This is a genomic window from Rhodoferax sp. GW822-FHT04A08, from assembly GCF_058801025.1.
In genome coordinates, this window is the sequence record NZ_JBXAMW010000001.1 from 25,733 (window position 1) to 42,661 (window position 16,929).

The 16,929-nt window shown below is 56.7% G+C and carries 17 protein-coding genes and 1 tRNA gene; all 18 read left to right on the forward strand.

Translation table 11 applies throughout. The features are described from left to right. Window positions 1-60: 60 nt before the first annotated feature. The 18 genes from AC1RMF_RS00120 (at window position 61) to nuoN (ending at window position 16,876) form a co-directional block, all read left to right on the forward strand. The gene (locus tag AC1RMF_RS00120; protein ID WP_493138604.1) at window positions 61-1,080 is read left to right on the forward strand and encodes an NAD(P)H-quinone oxidoreductase; all 1,020 of its coding nucleotides are present in this window, start codon (window positions 61-63) and stop codon (window positions 1,078-1,080) included. After that, window positions 1,077-1,820 (forward strand): triose-phosphate isomerase, encoded by a 744-nt coding sequence (gene tpiA, locus AC1RMF_RS00125; protein ID WP_493138606.1) that lies wholly within the window; start codon window positions 1,077-1,079, stop codon window positions 1,818-1,820. Before AC1RMF_RS00120 ends, tpiA begins: the two co-directional genes overlap by 4 nt. Window positions 1,821-1,854: 34 nt before the next feature. Continuing rightward, complete coding sequence (gene secG / locus AC1RMF_RS00130) at window positions 1,855-2,211, forward strand: preprotein translocase subunit SecG (protein ID WP_342618184.1); 357 nt, start codon at window positions 1,855-1,857, stop codon at window positions 2,209-2,211. Window positions 2,212-2,317: 106 nt separating this feature from the next. Continuing rightward, a tRNA-Leu gene (locus tag AC1RMF_RS00135) sits at window positions 2,318-2,402 on the forward strand. Window positions 2,403-2,465: 63 nt separating this feature from the next. Continuing rightward, on the forward strand, window positions 2,466-2,825 hold the full coding sequence (locus tag AC1RMF_RS00140) for an NADH-quinone oxidoreductase subunit A (protein WP_493138608.1): 360 nt from the start codon (window positions 2,466-2,468) through the stop codon (window positions 2,823-2,825). A gap of 4 nt (window positions 2,826-2,829) precedes the next feature. Next, window positions 2,830-3,309: a NuoB/complex I 20 kDa subunit family protein gene (locus tag AC1RMF_RS00145; protein ID WP_342618182.1), complete on the forward strand. Its 480-nt coding sequence runs from the start codon at window positions 2,830-2,832 to the stop codon at window positions 3,307-3,309. A gap of 9 nt (window positions 3,310-3,318) precedes the next feature. Continuing rightward, complete coding sequence (locus tag AC1RMF_RS00150; protein WP_342618181.1) at window positions 3,319-3,927, forward strand: NADH-quinone oxidoreductase subunit C; 609 nt, start codon at window positions 3,319-3,321, stop codon at window positions 3,925-3,927. A 12-nt stretch (window positions 3,928-3,939) separates the two neighbouring features. Then, entirely contained in the window at window positions 3,940-5,193 is a 1,254-nt protein-coding gene (locus AC1RMF_RS00155; RefSeq protein WP_493138611.1) for an NADH-quinone oxidoreductase subunit D, read from the forward strand. Continuing rightward, window positions 5,190-5,681: an NADH-quinone oxidoreductase subunit NuoE gene (nuoE, locus tag AC1RMF_RS00160; protein ID WP_342618179.1), complete on the forward strand. Its 492-nt coding sequence runs from the start codon at window positions 5,190-5,192 to the stop codon at window positions 5,679-5,681. The genes AC1RMF_RS00155 and nuoE overlap by 4 nt, the downstream gene beginning before the upstream one ends. Then, window positions 5,678-7,030 (forward strand): NADH-quinone oxidoreductase subunit NuoF, encoded by a 1,353-nt coding sequence (gene nuoF, locus AC1RMF_RS00165; RefSeq protein ID WP_342618178.1) that lies wholly within the window; start codon window positions 5,678-5,680, stop codon window positions 7,028-7,030. The genes nuoE and nuoF overlap by 4 nt, the downstream gene beginning before the upstream one ends. Window positions 7,031-7,123: 93 nt before the next feature. Continuing rightward, window positions 7,124-9,268 carry an NADH-quinone oxidoreductase subunit NuoG gene (gene nuoG / locus AC1RMF_RS00170; protein ID WP_493138613.1) on the forward strand — a complete coding sequence of 715 codons (2,145 nt, stop codon included), beginning with the start codon at window positions 7,124-7,126 and terminating at the stop codon, window positions 9,266-9,268. Then, complete coding sequence (gene nuoH / locus AC1RMF_RS00175; protein WP_493138615.1) at window positions 9,265-10,341, forward strand: NADH-quinone oxidoreductase subunit NuoH; 1,077 nt, start codon at window positions 9,265-9,267, stop codon at window positions 10,339-10,341. Before nuoG ends, nuoH begins: the two co-directional genes overlap by 4 nt. Before the next feature lie 11 nt (window positions 10,342-10,352). Beyond that, a complete protein-coding gene (gene nuoI / locus AC1RMF_RS00180; RefSeq protein WP_493138617.1) occupies window positions 10,353-10,874 on the forward strand; it encodes an NADH-quinone oxidoreductase subunit NuoI in 522 nt (173 codons plus the stop codon). Between the two features lie 26 nt (window positions 10,875-10,900). After that, on the forward strand, window positions 10,901-11,539 hold the full coding sequence (locus AC1RMF_RS00185; RefSeq protein ID WP_342618172.1) for an NADH-quinone oxidoreductase subunit J: 639 nt from the start codon (window positions 10,901-10,903) through the stop codon (window positions 11,537-11,539). Next, a complete protein-coding gene (gene nuoK / locus AC1RMF_RS00190; protein ID WP_342618171.1) occupies window positions 11,536-11,844 on the forward strand; it encodes an NADH-quinone oxidoreductase subunit NuoK in 309 nt (102 codons plus the stop codon). The genes AC1RMF_RS00185 and nuoK overlap by 4 nt, the downstream gene beginning before the upstream one ends. A gap of 4 nt (window positions 11,845-11,848) precedes the next feature. Next, entirely contained in the window at window positions 11,849-13,867 is a 2,019-nt protein-coding gene (gene nuoL / locus AC1RMF_RS00195) for an NADH-quinone oxidoreductase subunit L (protein ID WP_493138620.1), read from the forward strand. Between the two features lie 12 nt (window positions 13,868-13,879). After that, window positions 13,880-15,364, forward strand: a complete 1,485-nt coding sequence (locus AC1RMF_RS00200; protein WP_493138622.1) for an NADH-quinone oxidoreductase subunit M — start codon at window positions 13,880-13,882, stop codon at window positions 15,362-15,364. A 24-nt stretch (window positions 15,365-15,388) separates the two neighbouring features. Further along, window positions 15,389-16,876, forward strand: coding sequence for an NADH-quinone oxidoreductase subunit NuoN (nuoN, locus tag AC1RMF_RS00205; protein ID WP_493138624.1), 1,488 nt, complete (start codon window positions 15,389-15,391; stop codon window positions 16,874-16,876). Window positions 16,877-16,929: the final 53 nt, after the last annotated feature.

Sequence of the window (16,929 nt, forward strand, 5' to 3'; positions counted from 1 at the left end):
GTACGCAAGCAAGCCGGGGTCTCTGAGTCCGTCTCGGACGACCCCTGCGGTACACACTTCATGAAAGTCGTCGAAATAGCATCCTTTGGCGCGCCGGACGTTTTACGTCTGGCAGAGCGCCCCATGCCGACAATGGCGGCGGGGGAGCTGTGTCTGCGCGTGTCTGCCAGCGGGGTGAACCGTCCCGATGTGCTGCAGCGTGGCGGACACTACCCTGCGCCCGAGGGGGCATCCGACATTCCCGGACTGGAAGTGGCCGGGACGATCGTTGATGGCGATGCGCAGGCGCTGGCGGCCGCAGGTTTGCATGTGGGAGACCGCGTGTGTGCGCTTGTGGCGGGCGGCGGCTATGCTGAATTCTGCGTGGCACCGATTGCGCAATGCCTGCCCGTTCCGCGGGGCTTGAGTGATGTCGAGGCTGCGAGCCTGCCGGAGACTTTCTTTACCGTCTGGAGCAATGTGTTTGACCGCGGCCGCCTGGCCGCTGGTGAAACCTTGTTGGTGCAAGGCGGTACCAGCGGCATTGGCGTAACCGCCATTCAGTTGGCCAAGGCTTTGGGGGCCAAGGTGATTGCCACCGCCGGCAGCGATGCCAAGTGCGATGCGATCCTTGTGCTCGGTGCTGACCATGCCATCAACTACAAGACGCAGGATTTTGAAGCCGAAGTCAAACGCCTGACCGATGGCCGCGGCGTGGACGTGATACTGGACATGGTGGCGGGAGCCTATGTGGCACGTGAAGTCAATTGCCTGGCTGAGGACGGCCGTCTGGTCATCATTGCCGTGCAGGGTGGTGTGAGAAGTGAAATCAATGCAGGTCTGGTGATGCGCAAGCGCCTGACGGTGACCGGTTCCACGCTGCGCGTGCGGCCGGTGGCCTTCAAGCAGGCCATCGCACAAGCCTGTCTGCACAAGGTCTGGCCGCTGCTGGAATCCGGGCGCGTTAAGCCGGTGATCCACAGCGTATTTGCTGCGGTGGATGCCGCAAGCCCGACGGGAAGTGGAGCGGCTGCAGCGCATGCATTGATGGAGTCCAATCGGCATGTGGGGAAAATTGTTTTGAATTGGGGAACAGCATGAAAAAGAAGCTGATCGCTGGCAATTGGAAGATGAACGGCAATGCAGCCTCCAATGCCGCTTTGCTGCAAGCCTTGCTGGTTGGTTCTGCAGATTGGAAGAGCCTGGTGACGGTGTGTGTGCCCGCGGTCTATCTGGCGCAAGTTCAACATTTGGTTGAGGGTACCGCCATTGCCCTGGGCGCACAGGATGTCTCGGCGCAGGAGTCCGGTGCTTATACCGGTGAAATTTCTGCTGCCATGCTCAAGGACTTTGGCACTCGCTACGTGATCGTGGGTCATTCCGAGCGTCGTCATTACCATGGCGAGACAGATAGCACAGTGGCAACCAAGGCCCAGCGTGCCTTGGCGGCAGGCATTACTCCGATCGTGTGTGTGGGTGAGACCTTGGCGGAGCGTGAGGCTGGTCGTACGGAAGAGGTGGTCAAGCGCCAGTTGGCGGCGGTTATTCATGCCAATGGCCATTGCATAAGTGAAATCGTTGTGGCGTACGAGCCTGTCTGGGCCATTGGTACTGGCAAAACTGCGACGCCCGAAATGGCACAGCAAGTACACGCTGTGCTAAGGGCGCAACTGCATGCCGCCAGTGAGAAGGCTGACCGCGTCCACATTCTGTACGGCGGCAGCATGAATGCAGCCAATGCGGCCCAATTGCTGGCGCAGCCGGATATTGATGGCGGCCTGGTTGGCGGAGCCGCACTCAAGGCGGCAGATTTTCTTTCCATCATTGCCGCAGCCAACTGATGCGCGCGGCAGGTTTACGAATTAGGAGAAGAGTATGAGTATTGTGGTTACGATTATTTTGACGGTTCAAATGTTGTCTGCTTTGGCCATGATCGGCCTGATTTTGGTACAGCACGGCAAAGGTGCGGATATGGGTGCTGCCTTTGGTAGCGGAAGCTCTGGCAGCTTGTTCGGCGCCAGTGGCAGTGCCAATTTCCTGTCGCGAACAACCGCTATCCTGGCCACGGTGTTCTTTGTGTGCACGTTGGCTTTGGCCTATTTCGGCAACCAGCGCCCCAGCAGTTCTGGCAGTGTCTTGGAGTCTGTGGCACCTGCTGCGCCGGCTGCCGCTGTGGCCCCGGCTGCGCCTGCAGCCCCTGCATCGGGCGCCGCACAAATTCCATCGAAGTAATTCCCTTCACCCCAGGGGAACCGGGGTGATTTCAGGGTAAACTCTAAGGTTGCTGGATGAGCAAAAAGCCGTGGGGCTCCTCACGCAAGTCCTGCAACATAAAGCCGCCGTCGTGGTGAAATTGGTAGACACGCTATCTTGAGGGGGTAGTGGCGAAAGCTGTGCGAGTTCGAGTCTCGCCGACGGCACCAAATGTGGTGACTTCACTCCGGAGTTCTCCGGTGTGAAGCAATTTACGGTGATCAGATCCAAAGATGAACCTCGATCAATATCTCCCCGTCCTCTTGTTCATCTTGGTTGGTATCGGCATCGGTGTCGCACCCCAAGTCATCGGCTATGTGCTCGGCCCCAATCGGCCAGACCCCGCCAAAAACTCTCCTTACGAATGTGGCTTCGAGGCATTTGAAGATGCCCGCATGAAGTTTGACGTGCGCTACTACCTGGTAGCCATCCTGTTCATCTTGTTTGACCTGGAAACGGCATTTCTGTTTCCCTGGGCGGTTTCGTTGAAAGAGACGGGCCTGATTGGTTTCCTGGTTGGGCTGGAATTCGTGGCGGTGCTCACGATCGGTTTTGTCTACATGTGGAAAAAAGGCGCCCTCGATTGGGAGTAAACAAATGATTGAAGGTGTACTCAAAGAAGGATTTGTCACCACGAGTTACGACTCGGTGATGAATTGGGCCAAGACCGGCTCCATTTGGCCCATGACTTTTGGTCTGGCGTGCTGTGCGGTGGAGATGATGCACTCTGCGGTTGCGCGCTATGACCTCAGTCGCTTTGGCGCTGAGGTGTTTCGTGCCAGCCCCCGCCAGTCCGATCTGATGATCGTGGCGGGTACGTTGACCAACAAGATGGCTCCTGCCTTTCGCAAGGTGTACGACCAGATGTCGGAGCCACGCTGGGTGCTCTCCATGGGTTCCTGTGCGAATGGTGGCGGCTACTACCACTACAGCTATTCCGTGGTGCGCGGCTGTGATCGCATTGTTCCCGTGGATGTGTATGTGCCGGGATGCCCGCCTACAGCTGAAGCGCTGATTTACGGCATCCTGCAGTTGCAGCTGAAGATTCGCCGTACAGAGACGATTGCACGGGCGTAAAGGATCAGCATGACAACATTTTCTGTCCGTCCCGAGGCCACACGCGATGCAGTGGTGGCCGCTCTTGGCGACAAGGTTCAAAAGATATCCATTGCGCTGGGTGAGGTGACTGTTGAAGTTGCTGCTTCCGACTATCTTGCTGCCGCACGTGCACTCAAGGATTCTGCAGGCTGCAAATTTGAGCAATTGATCGATCTGTGTGGCGTGGATTACTCCGAGTACAAGAATGGGGAGCATGATGGCCCGCGTTTTTGTGCGGTGTCACACCTGCTTTCCGTGTCTTTGAATCAGCGCTTGCGTCTGAAAGTTTTTGCCACGGATGACGACATGCCGGTGGTGGATTCGTTGAGCAAGGTATGGGCTTCTGCCAACTGGTTTGAACGCGAAGCGTTTGACCTGTTCGGCATCGTGTTTGAAGGCCACGAAGACCTGCGTCGCATTCTGACCGACTACGGCTTCATCGGGCATCCCTTCCGCAAGGACTTCCCTGCCGAAGGTCACGTGGAAATGCGTTACGACGCCGAGCGTGCACGCGTGGTGTACCAGCCGGTCACCATCGAAGCGCGGGAAATCACCCCGCGCGTGATTCGTGAAGACAAATACGGGGGCCTGCAATAAGCAGTAGAGCGCATGGCTGAAATCAAGAACTACACCCTGAACTTTGGACCCCAACACCCGGCAGCACACGGTGTGTTGCGTCTGGTGCTGGAGCTGGATGGCGAAGTCATCCAGCGTGCAGATCCGCATATCGGGTTGCTGCACCGTGCCACCGAAAAGCTGGCTGAGACCAAGACCTACATCCAGACCTTGCCCTATATGGACCGCCTCGATTACGTGTCCATGATGAGCAATGAGCATGCGTATTGCCTGGCGATCGAAAAGCTGCTGGGTATCGAGGTGCCGGTGCGTGCCCAGTACATCCGTGTGATGTTTGCCGAAATCACGCGCCTGCTCAATCACCTGATGTGGTTGGGCTCGGTGGCCAATGACCTGGGTAGCTCCACTATCCTGATGTACACCTTCCGTGAGCGCGAAGACCTGTTCGACATGTATGAATCAGTCAGCGGTGCACGTATGCACGCGGCCTACTTCCGTCCGGGCGGCGTGTATCGCGATCTGCCGGAGACCATGCCGAAGTTCAAGGCCAGCAAGGTGCGCAATGTCAAGGGCGTGGAAGAGTTGAACCGCAATCGCCAAGGCTCTTTGCTGGATTACATCGAGGATTTCACACGTCGCTTCCCGGTGTGCATGGAGGAATACCACACACTGCTGACCGACAACCGCATTTTCAAGCAGCGTACGGTGGATATCGGCATCGTCACGGACGAGCGCGCACTGAATCTGGGCTTCACCGGCCCCATGCTGCGCGGATCTGGCGTGGCTTGGGATTTGCGCAAGCAGCAGCCGTATGAGGTCTATAGCGAGTTGGAGTTTGACATTCCAGTGGGCAAGACGGGTGATGTGTATGACCGTTACCTGGTCCGCATGGAGGAGATGAAGCAGTCCAACGAGCTCATCAAGCAGTGCATAAAGTGGTTGCGCGCCAACCCCGGCCCAGTGATCACGGAGAACCACAAGGTTGCACCGCCTTCGCGTGAATCCATGAAGACCAGCATGGAAGAGCTGATTCACCACTTCAAGCTGTTTTCTGAAGGCTTTCGCGTGCCGGAAGGCGAGGCGTATGCGGCGGTGGAGCATCCCAAGGGCGAGTTTGGCATCTACATCGTGAGTGATGGTGCCAACAAGCCGTACCGCATGAAGATCCGTCCGCCAGGCTTTGTGCACCTCTCAGGCCTCAACGAAATGACCACCGGTCACATGATCGCTGATGCGGTCGCCGTGATCGGCACGATTGATATTGTTTTTGGAGAGATTGATCGATGATCTCTGAAGCTACCAAAGCGCGCTTTGCCAAGGAAGTAGCCAAGTACCCCGCCGACCAGAAGCAGTCAGCCGTGATGGCTTGCCTGTCCATCGTGCAGCAGGAACTGGGCTATGTCAGCGCCGAAAGTGAAAAAGTAGTGGCTGACTACCTCGGCATGGCGCCTATGGCTGTGCATGAAGTGACCACGTTCTACAACATGTACAACCAGCGCCCGGTTGGCAAGTTCAAGCTCAATGTGTGTACCAATCTGCCTTGCCAGTTGCGCGATGGCCAAGTGGCCCTGCACCATCTGGAAAAAAAGCTGGGCATCTCCATGGGCGAAACCACGGCAGATGGTCTGTTCACCTTGCAGCAGAGCGAGTGCCTGGGCGCCTGCGCCGACTCGCCTGTGATGCTGGTGAATGACCGCAAGATGTGCAGCTTCATGAGCAATGAAAAGCTGGACCAGTTGGTAGACGGCATCCGCGCCGCGGAGGGCAAGGCATGAGCGCTCAAGACATCATCAACCAGTTCAGCGCCACTGGCGTTCAGACCTGTTTCCATGACCGCCACATCAATCCGCAAATCTACGCAGGATTGAATGGCTCCAACTGGCGCATCAAGGACTATGAAGCCCGTGGTGGCTATCAAGCGTTGCGCAAGGTGCTTGGCAAGGACGGCGGCGAAGGGCTGAGCCAGGACCAGGTCATTACGACCGTCAAAGAGTCGGCCCTGCGTGGTCGCGGCGGCGCCGGTTTTCCCACCGGCTTGAAGTGGAGCTTCATGCCGCGCAAGTTCCCGGGACAGAAATACCTGGTGTGCAATTCGGACGAAGGCGAACCCGGTACCTGCAAGGACCGCGACATCCTGCAATTCAATCCGCATATCGTGATTGAAGGCATGATCATTGCGGCCTACGCCATGGGTATCAGCGTGGGTTACAACTACATCCATGGTGAAATCTTCTCGGCCTACGAGCGCTTTGAAGAAGCACTGGAAGAAGCCCGCGCTGCCGGCTATTTGGGTGACAACATTTTGGGTAGCGAGTTCAGCTTCCAGCTGCACGCGGCCCACGGTTTTGGCGCTTATATCTGCGGTGAAGAAACCGCACTGCTGGAGTCGCTGGAAGGCAAGAAGGGGCAGCCCCGGTTCAAGCCGCCTTTCCCGGCCAGTTTTGGCCTGTACGGCAAGCCCACCACAATCAATAACACCGAGACCTTCGCGGCGGTTCCCTGGATCATCCGCAACGGCGCCCAGGCCTACCTCGAATGCGGCAAGCCCAACAACGGCGGCACCAAGATCTATTCAGTAAGCGGTGACGTGGAGCGTCCTGGCAACTACGAAGTTCCCATGGGTACGCCTTTTGCCAAACTGCTGGAGTTGGCTGGCGGTGTACGTGCCGGACGCACGCTCAAGGCCGTCATCCCCGGTGGATCTTCTTCGCCTGTGCTGCCTGCTTCCATCATCATGGAATGCACCATGGACTACGACTCCATCTCCAAGGCGGGTTCCATGCTCGGTTCTGGCGCTGTGATTGTGATGGACGACAGCCGTTGCATGGTCAAAGCGCTGCAACGACTGAGCTACTTCTATGCCCACGAATCCTGCGGTCAGTGCACACCTTGCCGCGAAGGCACGGGCTGGTTGTCCCGCGTGGTGGATCGCATCGAAGAAGGACAAGGGCGTCCTGCAGATATGGATCTGCTGGACAACGTGGCAGAGAACATCATGGGTAGAACCATCTGTGCTCTGGGCGATGCAGCGGCCATGCCGGTGCGCGCCATGATCAAGCACTTCCGGCACGAATTTGTGCACCACGTTGAGCACAAGACCTGCATGGTCACTGCCAACGTTTGAGCGAATCGAATATGACCCCCAAGCTCACTTATCGTTCGCGGCCCCCCGAGGGGGCGCATGCCTTCCTTGGGACGGCCCTGCGAAAGGCATCTCATGATTGAAATCGAACTCGACGGCAAAAAGGTTGAAATCTCTGAAGGCAGCATGATCATGCATGCTGCGGACCGAGCTGGAACCTACATCCCTCATTTCTGCTACCACAAGAAGCTCAGCATTGCGGCCAATTGCCGCATGTGCTTGGTGGACGTGGAGAAGATGCCCAAGCCCATGCCGGCCTGTGCAACTCCCGTAACGCAGGGCATGATTGTCCGCACCAAGAGCGACAAGGCTATCAAGGCCCAGAAGTCGGTGATGGAGTTCCTGCTGATCAACCATCCGCTGGATTGCCCGATCTGTGATCAGGGCGGCGAATGCCAGTTGCAGGACTTGGCTGTGGGTTATGGCGGCTCCACTTCACGTTACGAAGAAGAAAAGCGCGTGGTCTTCCACAAGGACGTCGGCCCGCTGATTTCCATGGAGGAAATGAGCCGCTGCATTCACTGCACACGTTGCGTTCGCTTCGGTCAGGAAGTGGCTGGCGTGATGGAACTGGGCATGTCCCATCGCGGGGAGCATGCCGAGATCGAAACTTTCGTCGGTCAGTCGGTGGATTCGGAACTGTCTGGCAACATGATTGACATCTGCCCTGTGGGTGCCTTGACCAGCAAACCTTTCCGCTACAGCGCCCGTACCTGGGAGTTGTCACGCCGCAAGTCGGTCAGCCCGCATGACTCCACCGGTTCCAACCTGATTGTCCAGGTCAAGAACAACAAGGTGCTGCGTGTTGTTCCGCTGGAAAACGAAGCGGTCAACGAATGCTGGATTGCCGACCGTGATCGTTTCTCCTATGAAGCCTTGAACGGTGATGACCGTCTGACCGCGCCCATGCTCAAGCAGGGCGGTGAATGGAAGACAGTGGATTGGCAGACCGCACTGGAATACGTGGCGAACGGCCTGAAACAGATCAAGACCAACCATGGTGCGCAATCCATTGGTGCGCTGGTCAGTCCGCACAGCACGCTGGAAGAACTGTATCTGGCAGGTGCCTTGGTGCGCGGCCTGGGTAGCGAGAACATCGACTATCGCCTGCGCAACGCCGAATTTGGAACCTCTGCACAAGCGCTCTATCTGGGCACCTCGATTGCATCGCTGTCGCATCTGGAGCGCGTTCTGGTCGTGGGTTCCAACCTGCGCAAGGACCATCCCCTATTTGCACAACGTATTCGCCAGGCCGCCAAGCTGGGCTGCCAGGTCAATGCACTCAATGCAGTGATGACCGACTGGGCTTTGCCAGTGGCCAACACATTGCTGGCTCCTGCGCCGCAATGGGTACAAGCGCTGGCTGATATTGCCGCTGCAGTTGCGGCAGAGCAGGGCGTCAGTGCACCAGCTGCTGGCAACGTTACTTCTCAGTCGCAAGCGATTGCGAAAAGTCTGTTGGGCGGTGCAAACAAAGCCATCCTGCTGGGCAATGCTGCGGCACACCATGCCAAGGCGTCCAGCCTGCTGGCACTGGCCAACTGGATCGCTGCGCAAACAGGCGCCACCGTTGGTTATCTGACGGAAGCTGCCAATACGGTTGGTGCGCAAATTGCGGGTGCCCTGCCGGGCACCGGTGGTCTGAACGCAGGGCAGATGCTGGCCGGCGGTCTCAAGGCCGCGATCCTGCTCAATACCGAACCCGTGCAGGACAGCGCAGCTGGGGCCAAGGCTGCCCAGGCGCTGAACCAGGCGGAAATGGTGGTGACGCTCAGCCCATTCAAGGCCAATATGGCCTTCAGCGACGTGCTGTTGCCCATTGCACCCTTCTCGGAAACGGCAGGTACCTTTGTGAATGCCGAAGGTCGCGTGCAGAGTTTCTATGCGGTTGTGCGCCCAGCTGGCGAAACACGTCCTGCGTGGAAGGTCATTCGCGTGCTGGCCAATCTTTTGGGTATTCCGGGCTTCGACTATGAGTCGGCACAGGACGTCCTGCTGGCGATGCACAAAGACGCAGGTGCTGTGCCTGAGTTTGTTCCTGCGGCCCGCTTGGGTAACGCGACCAATGCGGTCATTGATTTGACGCCGACGACTGTCGAGCCCGCGGTAGCGTCGATTTATCAACTGGACGGTTTGGTGCGTAGAGCATCCTCCCTGCAATTGACCGCCGATGCGCGATCCGCAAATGCACAGCAGTCGGCACAGGAGGCACTGGCATGATTGACACAATTTTCAATGCAGGCGCTGGCCTCAGCGGCGGAGCGTGGTGGACTGGTCTGGTCTGGCCCATTATCTGGACGCTGATCAAGATCATTGTGGTGGTGCTTCCTTTGATGGGCGCTGTCGCATATACCACCCTGTGGGAACGCAAATTCCTGGGTTGGATGCAGGTCCGTCTCGGACCCAACCGCGTGGGCCCCTGGGGCATTCTTCAGCCTATCGCTGATGCGCTCAAGCTGTTGACCAAGGAAATCCTGGTTCCTACGGCTGCGAACAAAGGCTTGTTCTTTATCGGCCCAGTGCTGACCATCATGCCGTCCATGGCGACTTGGGCTGTGGTTCCCTTTGGCCCGGACATCGCATTGGCCAACGTCAATGCGGGCTTGCTGTACCTGATGGCCATTGCCTCCTTGGAAGTCTATGGCGTGGTGATTGCCGGTTGGGCTTCCAACTCCAAGTATGCGTTCCTCGGTGCCATTCGTGCTTCGGCGCAAATGGTGAGCTATGAAATTGCCATGGGCTTCTGCCTGGTCATTGTGCTCATGGTGAGCGGCAGCATGAATCTGACGCAGATCGTGCTGGGCCAAGGCAAGGGCCAATTCGTGGATATGGGGCTGGGCTTCCTCTCCTGGAACTGGTTGCCTTTGTTGCCGATTTTTGTGGTGTACATCATCTCCGGTCTGGCTGAAACCAATCGCCACCCATTTGACGTTGTGGAGGGTGAAGCGGAAATTGTGGCCGGTCACATGGTGGAGTACTCCGGCATGTCGTACGCCATGTTCTATCTGTCGGAATACGCCAATATGTGGCTGATTTCCGTCATGGCCTCCGTGATGTTCCTGGGCGGGTGGCTATCTCCAGTGGCCGCGCTGGACTGGGTTCCCGGCTGGATCTGGCTCGGTATCAAGTCTTTTGCCATCATCAGTTTCTTCATCTGGGTGCGTGCGACGTTCCCACGGTTCCGCTATGACCAGGTCATGCGTCTGGGCTGGAAGGTGTTCATTCCTGTCACGCTGTTCTGGCTGACTGTGGTGGGCGTGTGGATGCAGACTTCCTTCAGCATCTGGAAGTGAAGGATTCAATCATGACAAGCAAAACTGTAAAGAGCATTCCTCTGCCCTTTTCCGTCAAGGATTTTCTCTACAGCTTCCTGTTGGTGGAGCTGTTCAAGGGACTGGCACTGACTGGTCGCTATCTGTTCCGTCGCAAAGTGACGGTGCAGTTTCCGGAAGAAAAAACGCCGCTGTCGCCGCGCTTCCGTGGCCTGCATGCACTGCGTCGTTACGAAAACGGTGAAGAGCGCTGCATCGCCTGCAAATTGTGTGAAGCGGTTTGCCCGGCTATGGCCATCACCATTGAGTCTGATGTGCGTGCCGACGGCTCCCGTCGCACCACGCGTTACGACATCGATCTGACTAAATGCATCTTCTGCGGCTTTTGCGAAGAGAGTTGCCCGGTGGATTCGATTGTGGAAACGCATATCTTTGAATACCACGGTGAAAAGCGTGGGGATCTGTATTTCACCAAGGACATGCTGCTGGCCGTAGGCGATCGCTATGAGAGCGAAATTGCTGCAAGCAAGGCCGCAGACGCCAAATACCGATAAGACCAATGACAGAAAGAATTTGAACCATGAGTGTCACGACAGGTCTTTTCTATATTTTTTCCACGGTCCTGCTGATTGCAGCGTTCCGCGTCATCACCGCGCGCAATCCGGTGCATGCCGTGTTGTTTCTGGTGCTGACATTTTTCCAGGCTGCCATGATTTGGATGTTGCTCAAGGCTGAGTTCCTGGCCATCGTGCTGGTACTGGTCTACGTGGGTGCTGTCATGGTGCTGTTCCTTTTCGTTGTGATGATGATGGACATCCATCTCGATACGTTGCGACAGGGTTTCTGGAAGCACTTTCCCTTTGCGGCCCTGATCGGTGTGGTCATCGCGCTGGAAATGTCTGCCGTTTTGATGGGGGGCTTCCGCGGTACGGATCTGGCGGCCGGAGCCGCTGGTGCTCCTTCCATATCCAACACCCAGGAGCTGGGCAAGGTTCTTTTCACGCAATACCTGTTCCCGCTTGAAGTGGCCGCTGCGATTCTGATGGTCGCCATGTTCGCTGCCATTGCGCTCACCTTGCGTGCACGCAAGGACAGCAAGCATGTGAGTGCTGGACATCAGGTTCGCGTGAAAGCCAAGGATCGTATGACAGTGGTGAAGATGACTGCTACGCAGGCAGCACCCGAGCCCGAGTCGCAAGCTGCGGAGGTAAAAGCATGACGCTCACACTGGGTCACTTTCTCACATTGGGCGCCATTCTGTTCGCCATGTCGGTAGTGGGTATTTTTCTGAATCGGCGCAACCTGATCGTGTTGCTGATGGCCATCGAACTGATGCTGCTGGCGGTCAATACCAACTTCGTGGCGTTTTCCTATTACTTGCATGACATGCATGGTCAGATCTTCGTGTTCTTCATCCTGACCGTCGCTGCCGCTGAGTCCGCCATCGGATTGGCGATTCTGGTCTTGCTGTTCCGTAACAAGTCCACCGTCAACGTGGATGAACTTCATTCGCTCAAGGGTTAATAAGATGAGTCAAACCCTTTCTGCTTCGACCCTGATCTGGGTTCCCTTGGCGCCATTGGCGGGCTCGGTGCTGGCCGGTGTGCTGGGTACCAAGTTCGGTGGCAATCGTATCGGGCGCGCTGGCAGCCACACGCTCACCATTTTGGGCGTGTTGATTGCCTTTGTACTGTCTGCCATGACGCTGATGAGCGTGGTGCAAGACGGTGCCCATTTCAATGAGACCCTGTACACCTGGATGTCCGTCGGTGGTCTCAAGATGGAAGTTGGCTTCCTGGTGGATGGCCTGACCGCCATGATGATGTGTGTGGTGACCTTTGTGTCCCTGATGGTCCACCTCTACACCATCGGTTACATGCATGAGGACGAGGGCTACAACCGCTTCTTCGCCTACATCTCATTGTTCACCTTCTCCATGTTGATGCTGGTGATGAGCAACAACCTGCTGCAACTGTTCTTCGGTTGGGAAGCGGTGGGTCTGGTGTCGTACCTGCTGATCGGTTTCTGGTTCAACAAGCCCACGGCCATCTTCGCCAACATGAAGGCTTTCCTGGTGAACCGCGTGGGTGACTTTGGCTTCATTCTGGGCATCGGGTTGATCGTTGCCTTTGCCGGCACCCTGAACTACACCGAAGTATTCAGCAAGTCCGAAGAACTGGCCAAACTGACCTTTCCGGGTACGGACTGGATGCTGATCTCCGTGACTTGCATCTGCCTGTTCATCGGCGCCATGGGCAAGTCGGCCCAGTTCCCGTTGCACGTGTGGCTGCCTGACTCCATGGAAGGCCCTACACCCATCTCCGCGTTGATCCACGCTGCAACCATGGTGACCGCCGGCATCTTCATGGTGGCACGTATGTCGCCACTGTTCGAGCTCTCCGATACGGCGCTGAATTTCATCATGGTGATCGGCTCCATCACTGCCTTGTTCATGGGCTTCCTGGGCATCATCCAGAACGACATCAAGCGCGTGGTAGCGTATTCCACGCTGTCGCAACTGGGCTACATGACGGTGGCGCTGGGCGCATCGGCCTACTCGGTCGCCGTGTTCCACCTGATGACGCACGCGTTTTTCAAGGCGCTGCTGTTTCTTGGTGCTGGTTCGGTCATCATGGGCTGCCACCACAACCAGGACATCCGCTGGATGGGTGGTCTGCGCAAGTACATGCCCATCACCTGGATAACCTCCTTGCTGGGTTCGTTGGCGTTGATCGGTACGCCGTTCTTCGCAGGTTTCTATTCCAAGGACAGCATCATTGAGGTGGTATCTGAGAGCCATCTGCCGGGCGCAGGCTTTGCATCCTTCGCCGTATTGGCTGGTGTATTCGTCACGGCGTTCTACTCCTTCCGCATGTATTTCCTGGTGTTCCATGGAAAAGAGCGCTTTGACCAGAATCCGGACGCACACCACCATGGCCATGACGACCATGGTCACCATGGCGATCACCATCCGCATGAGTCGCCCTGGGTGGTGTGGGTACCTCTGGTCTTGCTGGCTATTCCCTCGGTCATCATTGGTTTCCTGACCATTGACCCCATGCTGTTTGGCGATTTCTTCAAGGGCGCGATATTCATCGATGCCGAGAAGCATCCTGGTATGGAAGAGCTGGCCCATGCATTCCACGGCCCCGTTGCCATGGCCCTGCACGCGCTGACCAGTGCACCTTTGTGGCTGGCGCTGGCGGGTGTGGCCTTGTCCTATTACATGTATATGGTGAACCCAGCACTGCCCGCTGCCATCAAGCGCGCCGTGTCGCCTATCTACACCCTGCTGGAAAACAAGTACTACATGGACTGGTTCAATGAAAATGTGCTGGCACGCGGTGCGCGTGGCCTGGGTACCGGTCTGTGGAAGGGCGGCGATCAGATGCTGATTGATGGTGCCGTGGTCAACGGTTCCTGGAAGCTGGTGGGATGGGTGTCGGGAGGTATTCGCAGAATCCAGACCGGCTATCTGTACCACTACGCGTTGGCCATGATTCTGGGCATCTTTGTCCTGATGACGTATTTCGTTTGGCTCAAGTAGGAGAAAGAAAAAATGGGATTGTTGAGCCTTGCGATCTGGACGCCTATCGCGTTTGGTGTTGTTCTTCTGGCCCTGGGGCGTGATGACCAGGCAAAAACCGTACGTTGGGTGGCGCTGATTGGCGCAGTGGTCAGCCTGCTGGTGACCTTGCCCTTGTATGGGCAATTCGACAACCACTCTGCGGCCATGCAGTTTGTGGAAAACACGCCCTGGATTGAGCGTTTCAATGTCAGCTACCACCTGGGCCTGGACGGCATTTCCTTCTGGTTCGTGTTGCTGACCGCCTTCATCAACGTCGTCGTGGTGATTGCGGGCTGGGAAGTGATTACCTCCCGTGTCAACCAGTACATGGGTGCCTTCCTGATCCTGAGTGGATTAATGATTGGCGTGTTTTGCGCACTGGACGGCATGCTGTTCTATGTGTTCTTCGAAGCGACGCTGATCCCGATGTACCTGATCATCGGTATCTGGGGCGGTCCGAACAAGATCTACGCAGCGTTCAAGTTCTTCCTCTACACCTTGATGGGTTCCTTGCTGCTGCTGATCGCCCTGATTTATCTGTACACCCAGTCGGGTGGCAGCTTTGATCTGTCGGTCTGGTACGCTTTGCCGCTGGGTCGCACGGCGCAGACATTCATCTTCTTTGCCTTCTTTGCAGCCTTTGCGGTCAAGGTGCCGATGTGGCCGGTGCACACCTGGTTGCCCGATGTGCACGTGGAAGCGCCTACTGGTGGTTCTGCCGTTCTGGCCGCCATCATGCTGAAGCTGGGTGCTTACGGTTTCCTGCGCTTTTCGTTGCCCATCGCCCCGGACGCAGCGCATGAGTGGGCCGGCTTCATGATCACGTTGTCGCTGATTGCTGTGGTCTATGTGGGGTTGGTGGCAATGGTCCAGCAGGACATGAAGAAGCTGGTGGCTTACTCTTCCGTGGCACACATGGGTTTCGTGACCTTGGGCTTCTTCATCTTCAACGATCTCGGCATTTCCGGTGGCATTGTTCAGATGATTGCGCATGGCTTTGTGTCGGGTGCCATGTTCCTTTCGATCGGCGTCTTGTACGACCGCGTGCACTCCCGTGAGATTGCAGCCTACGGTGGCGTGGTTAACACCATGCCCAAGTTTGCCGCTTTTGCGTTGCTGTTCTCCATGGCCAACTGTGGTTTGCCGGGAACCGCAGGCTTTGTGGGTGAATGGATGGTGATCTTGGGGGCGGTGAAGTTCAACTTCTGGATCGGCTTTGTTGCAGCCAGCGCACTGATTTTTGGTGCAGCCTATACGCTGTGGATGTTCAAGCGTGTGTACCTGGGTGCCATTGGCAACGACCATGTACGTGACCTGCTGGATATCAATGCGCGTGAGTTCCTGATGCTGGCCCTGTTGGGCGCAGCAGTGCTGTACATGGGTATCTATCCCAAACCCTTCACCGACGTGATGGATGCATCGGTTGCGCAACTGCTCAAGCAGATTGCGGTTTCCAAATTGCCCATTTTGAATTGATCACACTGAATTGAGAGATACAAGATGATTGACAACATCAGTTTGATCGCGGTTCTGCCCGAGCTTGTTTTGTTTTTGATGGCGTGCTTCATCGCCATATTTGACCTGGGCGTCAAGACGCCGTTGCGTGGTGCAACCTACGTTCTGACCCTTCTGACGCTGGCCGTGGTTGCCTATCTGGAATTGACGACTGCTTCCAGCGGTGAGACGGTCTATGCGTTTGGCAACATGGTGGTCAGTGACTCCATGGGAAACTGGCTCAAGTGTTTTGCCACGGTTGCGGTCATGGTCACCTTGGTCTATGGTCGTCCCTATGCCGGTCAGCGTGACATGCTGCGCGGTGGAGAGTTGTTCACACTCAGCCTGTTTTCGCTGCTGGGCATGTTCGTCATGATTTCCGGCAACAACTTCCTGGTGATCTACCTGGGATTGGAGCTGCTGACGCTGTCGAGCTACGCGCTGGTAGCATTGCGTCGTGACCATGTGGTGGCTACAGAAGCTGCGATCAAGTATTTTGTGCTCGGTGCCATGGCCTCCGGTTTCCTTCTGTATGGCATGTCCATGCTGTACGGAGCTACTGGCTCGCTGGATATCACTGCGGTGTTCAAGGCAATCGCTTCCGGTCATGTAACCCACCAGGTGCTGGTCTTCGGTGTGGTGTTCATCGTGGCGGGTCTGGCGTTCAAGCTCGGCGTGGTTCCCTTCCATATGTGGATTCCCGACGTTTACCAGGGTGCTCCCACAGCCGTTACCCTGATGATTGGCGGCGCCCCCAAGCTGGCGGCGTTCGGCATGACCATTCGCCTGCTGGTGGAAGGTATGCTGCCGCTGGCAGTGGACTGGCAGCAGATGCTGATGGTTCTGGCGATCGGTTCGTTGCTGCTGGGAAATCTGGCCGCCATCATGCAGACCAACGTCAAGCGGATGTTGGCTTTCTCCACCATTTCGCAAATGGGCTTTGTGTTACTGGGCTTCATTGCTGGCGTTGCCAACGGCAAGACCGAGTTGGCGGCAAACGCCTACAGCTCGTCCATGTTCTATGTCATCACCTATGTGCTGACGACTTTGGCCAGCTTCGGCGTGTTGCTGCTGCTGTCGCGCGAAGGATTTGAGAGCGAAGAGATTGCAGACTTCGCCGGTCTGAACCAGCGCAGTCCGCTGTATGCCGGCATCATGGCCGTGGCGATGTTCTCGCTGGCAGGTATTCCGCCTCTGGCAGGTTTCTACGCCAAACTTTCGGTGCTGCAGGCGCTGATTGCAACAGGCAGTTCTCTGTACCTGTACTTGGCCGTGTTCTCGGTTCTGATGTCGCTGATCGGCGCTTTCTACTACCTGCGACTCGTCAAGGTCATGTACTTTGATGCCCCCATTACCGCCAGCACGGTGGTTGCGGGTGCAGATGTGCGTTTGGTCTTGTGCCTCAATGGTGTCCTGATTGTTGTTCTGGGTCTGTTGCCTGGCGGCCTGATGGCCCTGTGTGCCAAGTCAGTGCTGCAGATGCTGGGAACCTGAGCCCGGTTTCTGTTCTTTTACCTAAGCGGGCTGCAGTCAATATGCAGCCCGTT

Excerpts from the sequence above, each read along its gene's own strand:
- AC1RMF_RS00120 (WP_493138604.1), top strand. The coding sequence starts at position 61 with ATGAAAGTCGTCGAAATAGCATCCTTTGGCGCGCCGGACGTTTTACGT.
- tpiA (WP_493138606.1), top strand. The coding sequence starts at position 1,077 with ATGAAAAAGAAGCTGATCGCTGGCAATTGGAAGATGAACGGCAATGCA.
- secG (WP_342618184.1), top strand. The coding sequence starts at position 1,855 with ATGAGTATTGTGGTTACGATTATTTTGACGGTTCAAATGTTGTCTGCT.
- AC1RMF_RS00140 (WP_493138608.1), top strand. The coding sequence starts at position 2,466 with ATGAACCTCGATCAATATCTCCCCGTCCTCTTGTTCATCTTGGTTGGT.
- AC1RMF_RS00145 (WP_342618182.1), top strand. The coding sequence starts at position 2,830 with ATGATTGAAGGTGTACTCAAAGAAGGATTTGTCACCACGAGTTACGAC.
- AC1RMF_RS00150 (WP_342618181.1), top strand. The coding sequence starts at position 3,319 with ATGACAACATTTTCTGTCCGTCCCGAGGCCACACGCGATGCAGTGGTG.
- AC1RMF_RS00155 (WP_493138611.1), top strand. The coding sequence starts at position 3,940 with ATGGCTGAAATCAAGAACTACACCCTGAACTTTGGACCCCAACACCCG.
- nuoE (WP_342618179.1), top strand. The coding sequence starts at position 5,190 with ATGATCTCTGAAGCTACCAAAGCGCGCTTTGCCAAGGAAGTAGCCAAG.
- nuoF (WP_342618178.1), top strand. The coding sequence starts at position 5,678 with ATGAGCGCTCAAGACATCATCAACCAGTTCAGCGCCACTGGCGTTCAG.
- nuoG (WP_493138613.1), top strand. The coding sequence starts at position 7,124 with ATGATTGAAATCGAACTCGACGGCAAAAAGGTTGAAATCTCTGAAGGC.
- nuoH (WP_493138615.1), top strand. The coding sequence starts at position 9,265 with ATGATTGACACAATTTTCAATGCAGGCGCTGGCCTCAGCGGCGGAGCG.
- nuoI (WP_493138617.1), top strand. The coding sequence starts at position 10,353 with ATGACAAGCAAAACTGTAAAGAGCATTCCTCTGCCCTTTTCCGTCAAG.
- AC1RMF_RS00185 (WP_342618172.1), top strand. The coding sequence starts at position 10,901 with ATGAGTGTCACGACAGGTCTTTTCTATATTTTTTCCACGGTCCTGCTG.
- nuoK (WP_342618171.1), top strand. The coding sequence starts at position 11,536 with ATGACGCTCACACTGGGTCACTTTCTCACATTGGGCGCCATTCTGTTC.
- nuoL (WP_493138620.1), top strand. The coding sequence starts at position 11,849 with ATGAGTCAAACCCTTTCTGCTTCGACCCTGATCTGGGTTCCCTTGGCG.
- AC1RMF_RS00200 (WP_493138622.1), top strand. The coding sequence starts at position 13,880 with ATGGGATTGTTGAGCCTTGCGATCTGGACGCCTATCGCGTTTGGTGTT.
- nuoN (WP_493138624.1), top strand. The coding sequence starts at position 15,389 with ATGATTGACAACATCAGTTTGATCGCGGTTCTGCCCGAGCTTGTTTTG.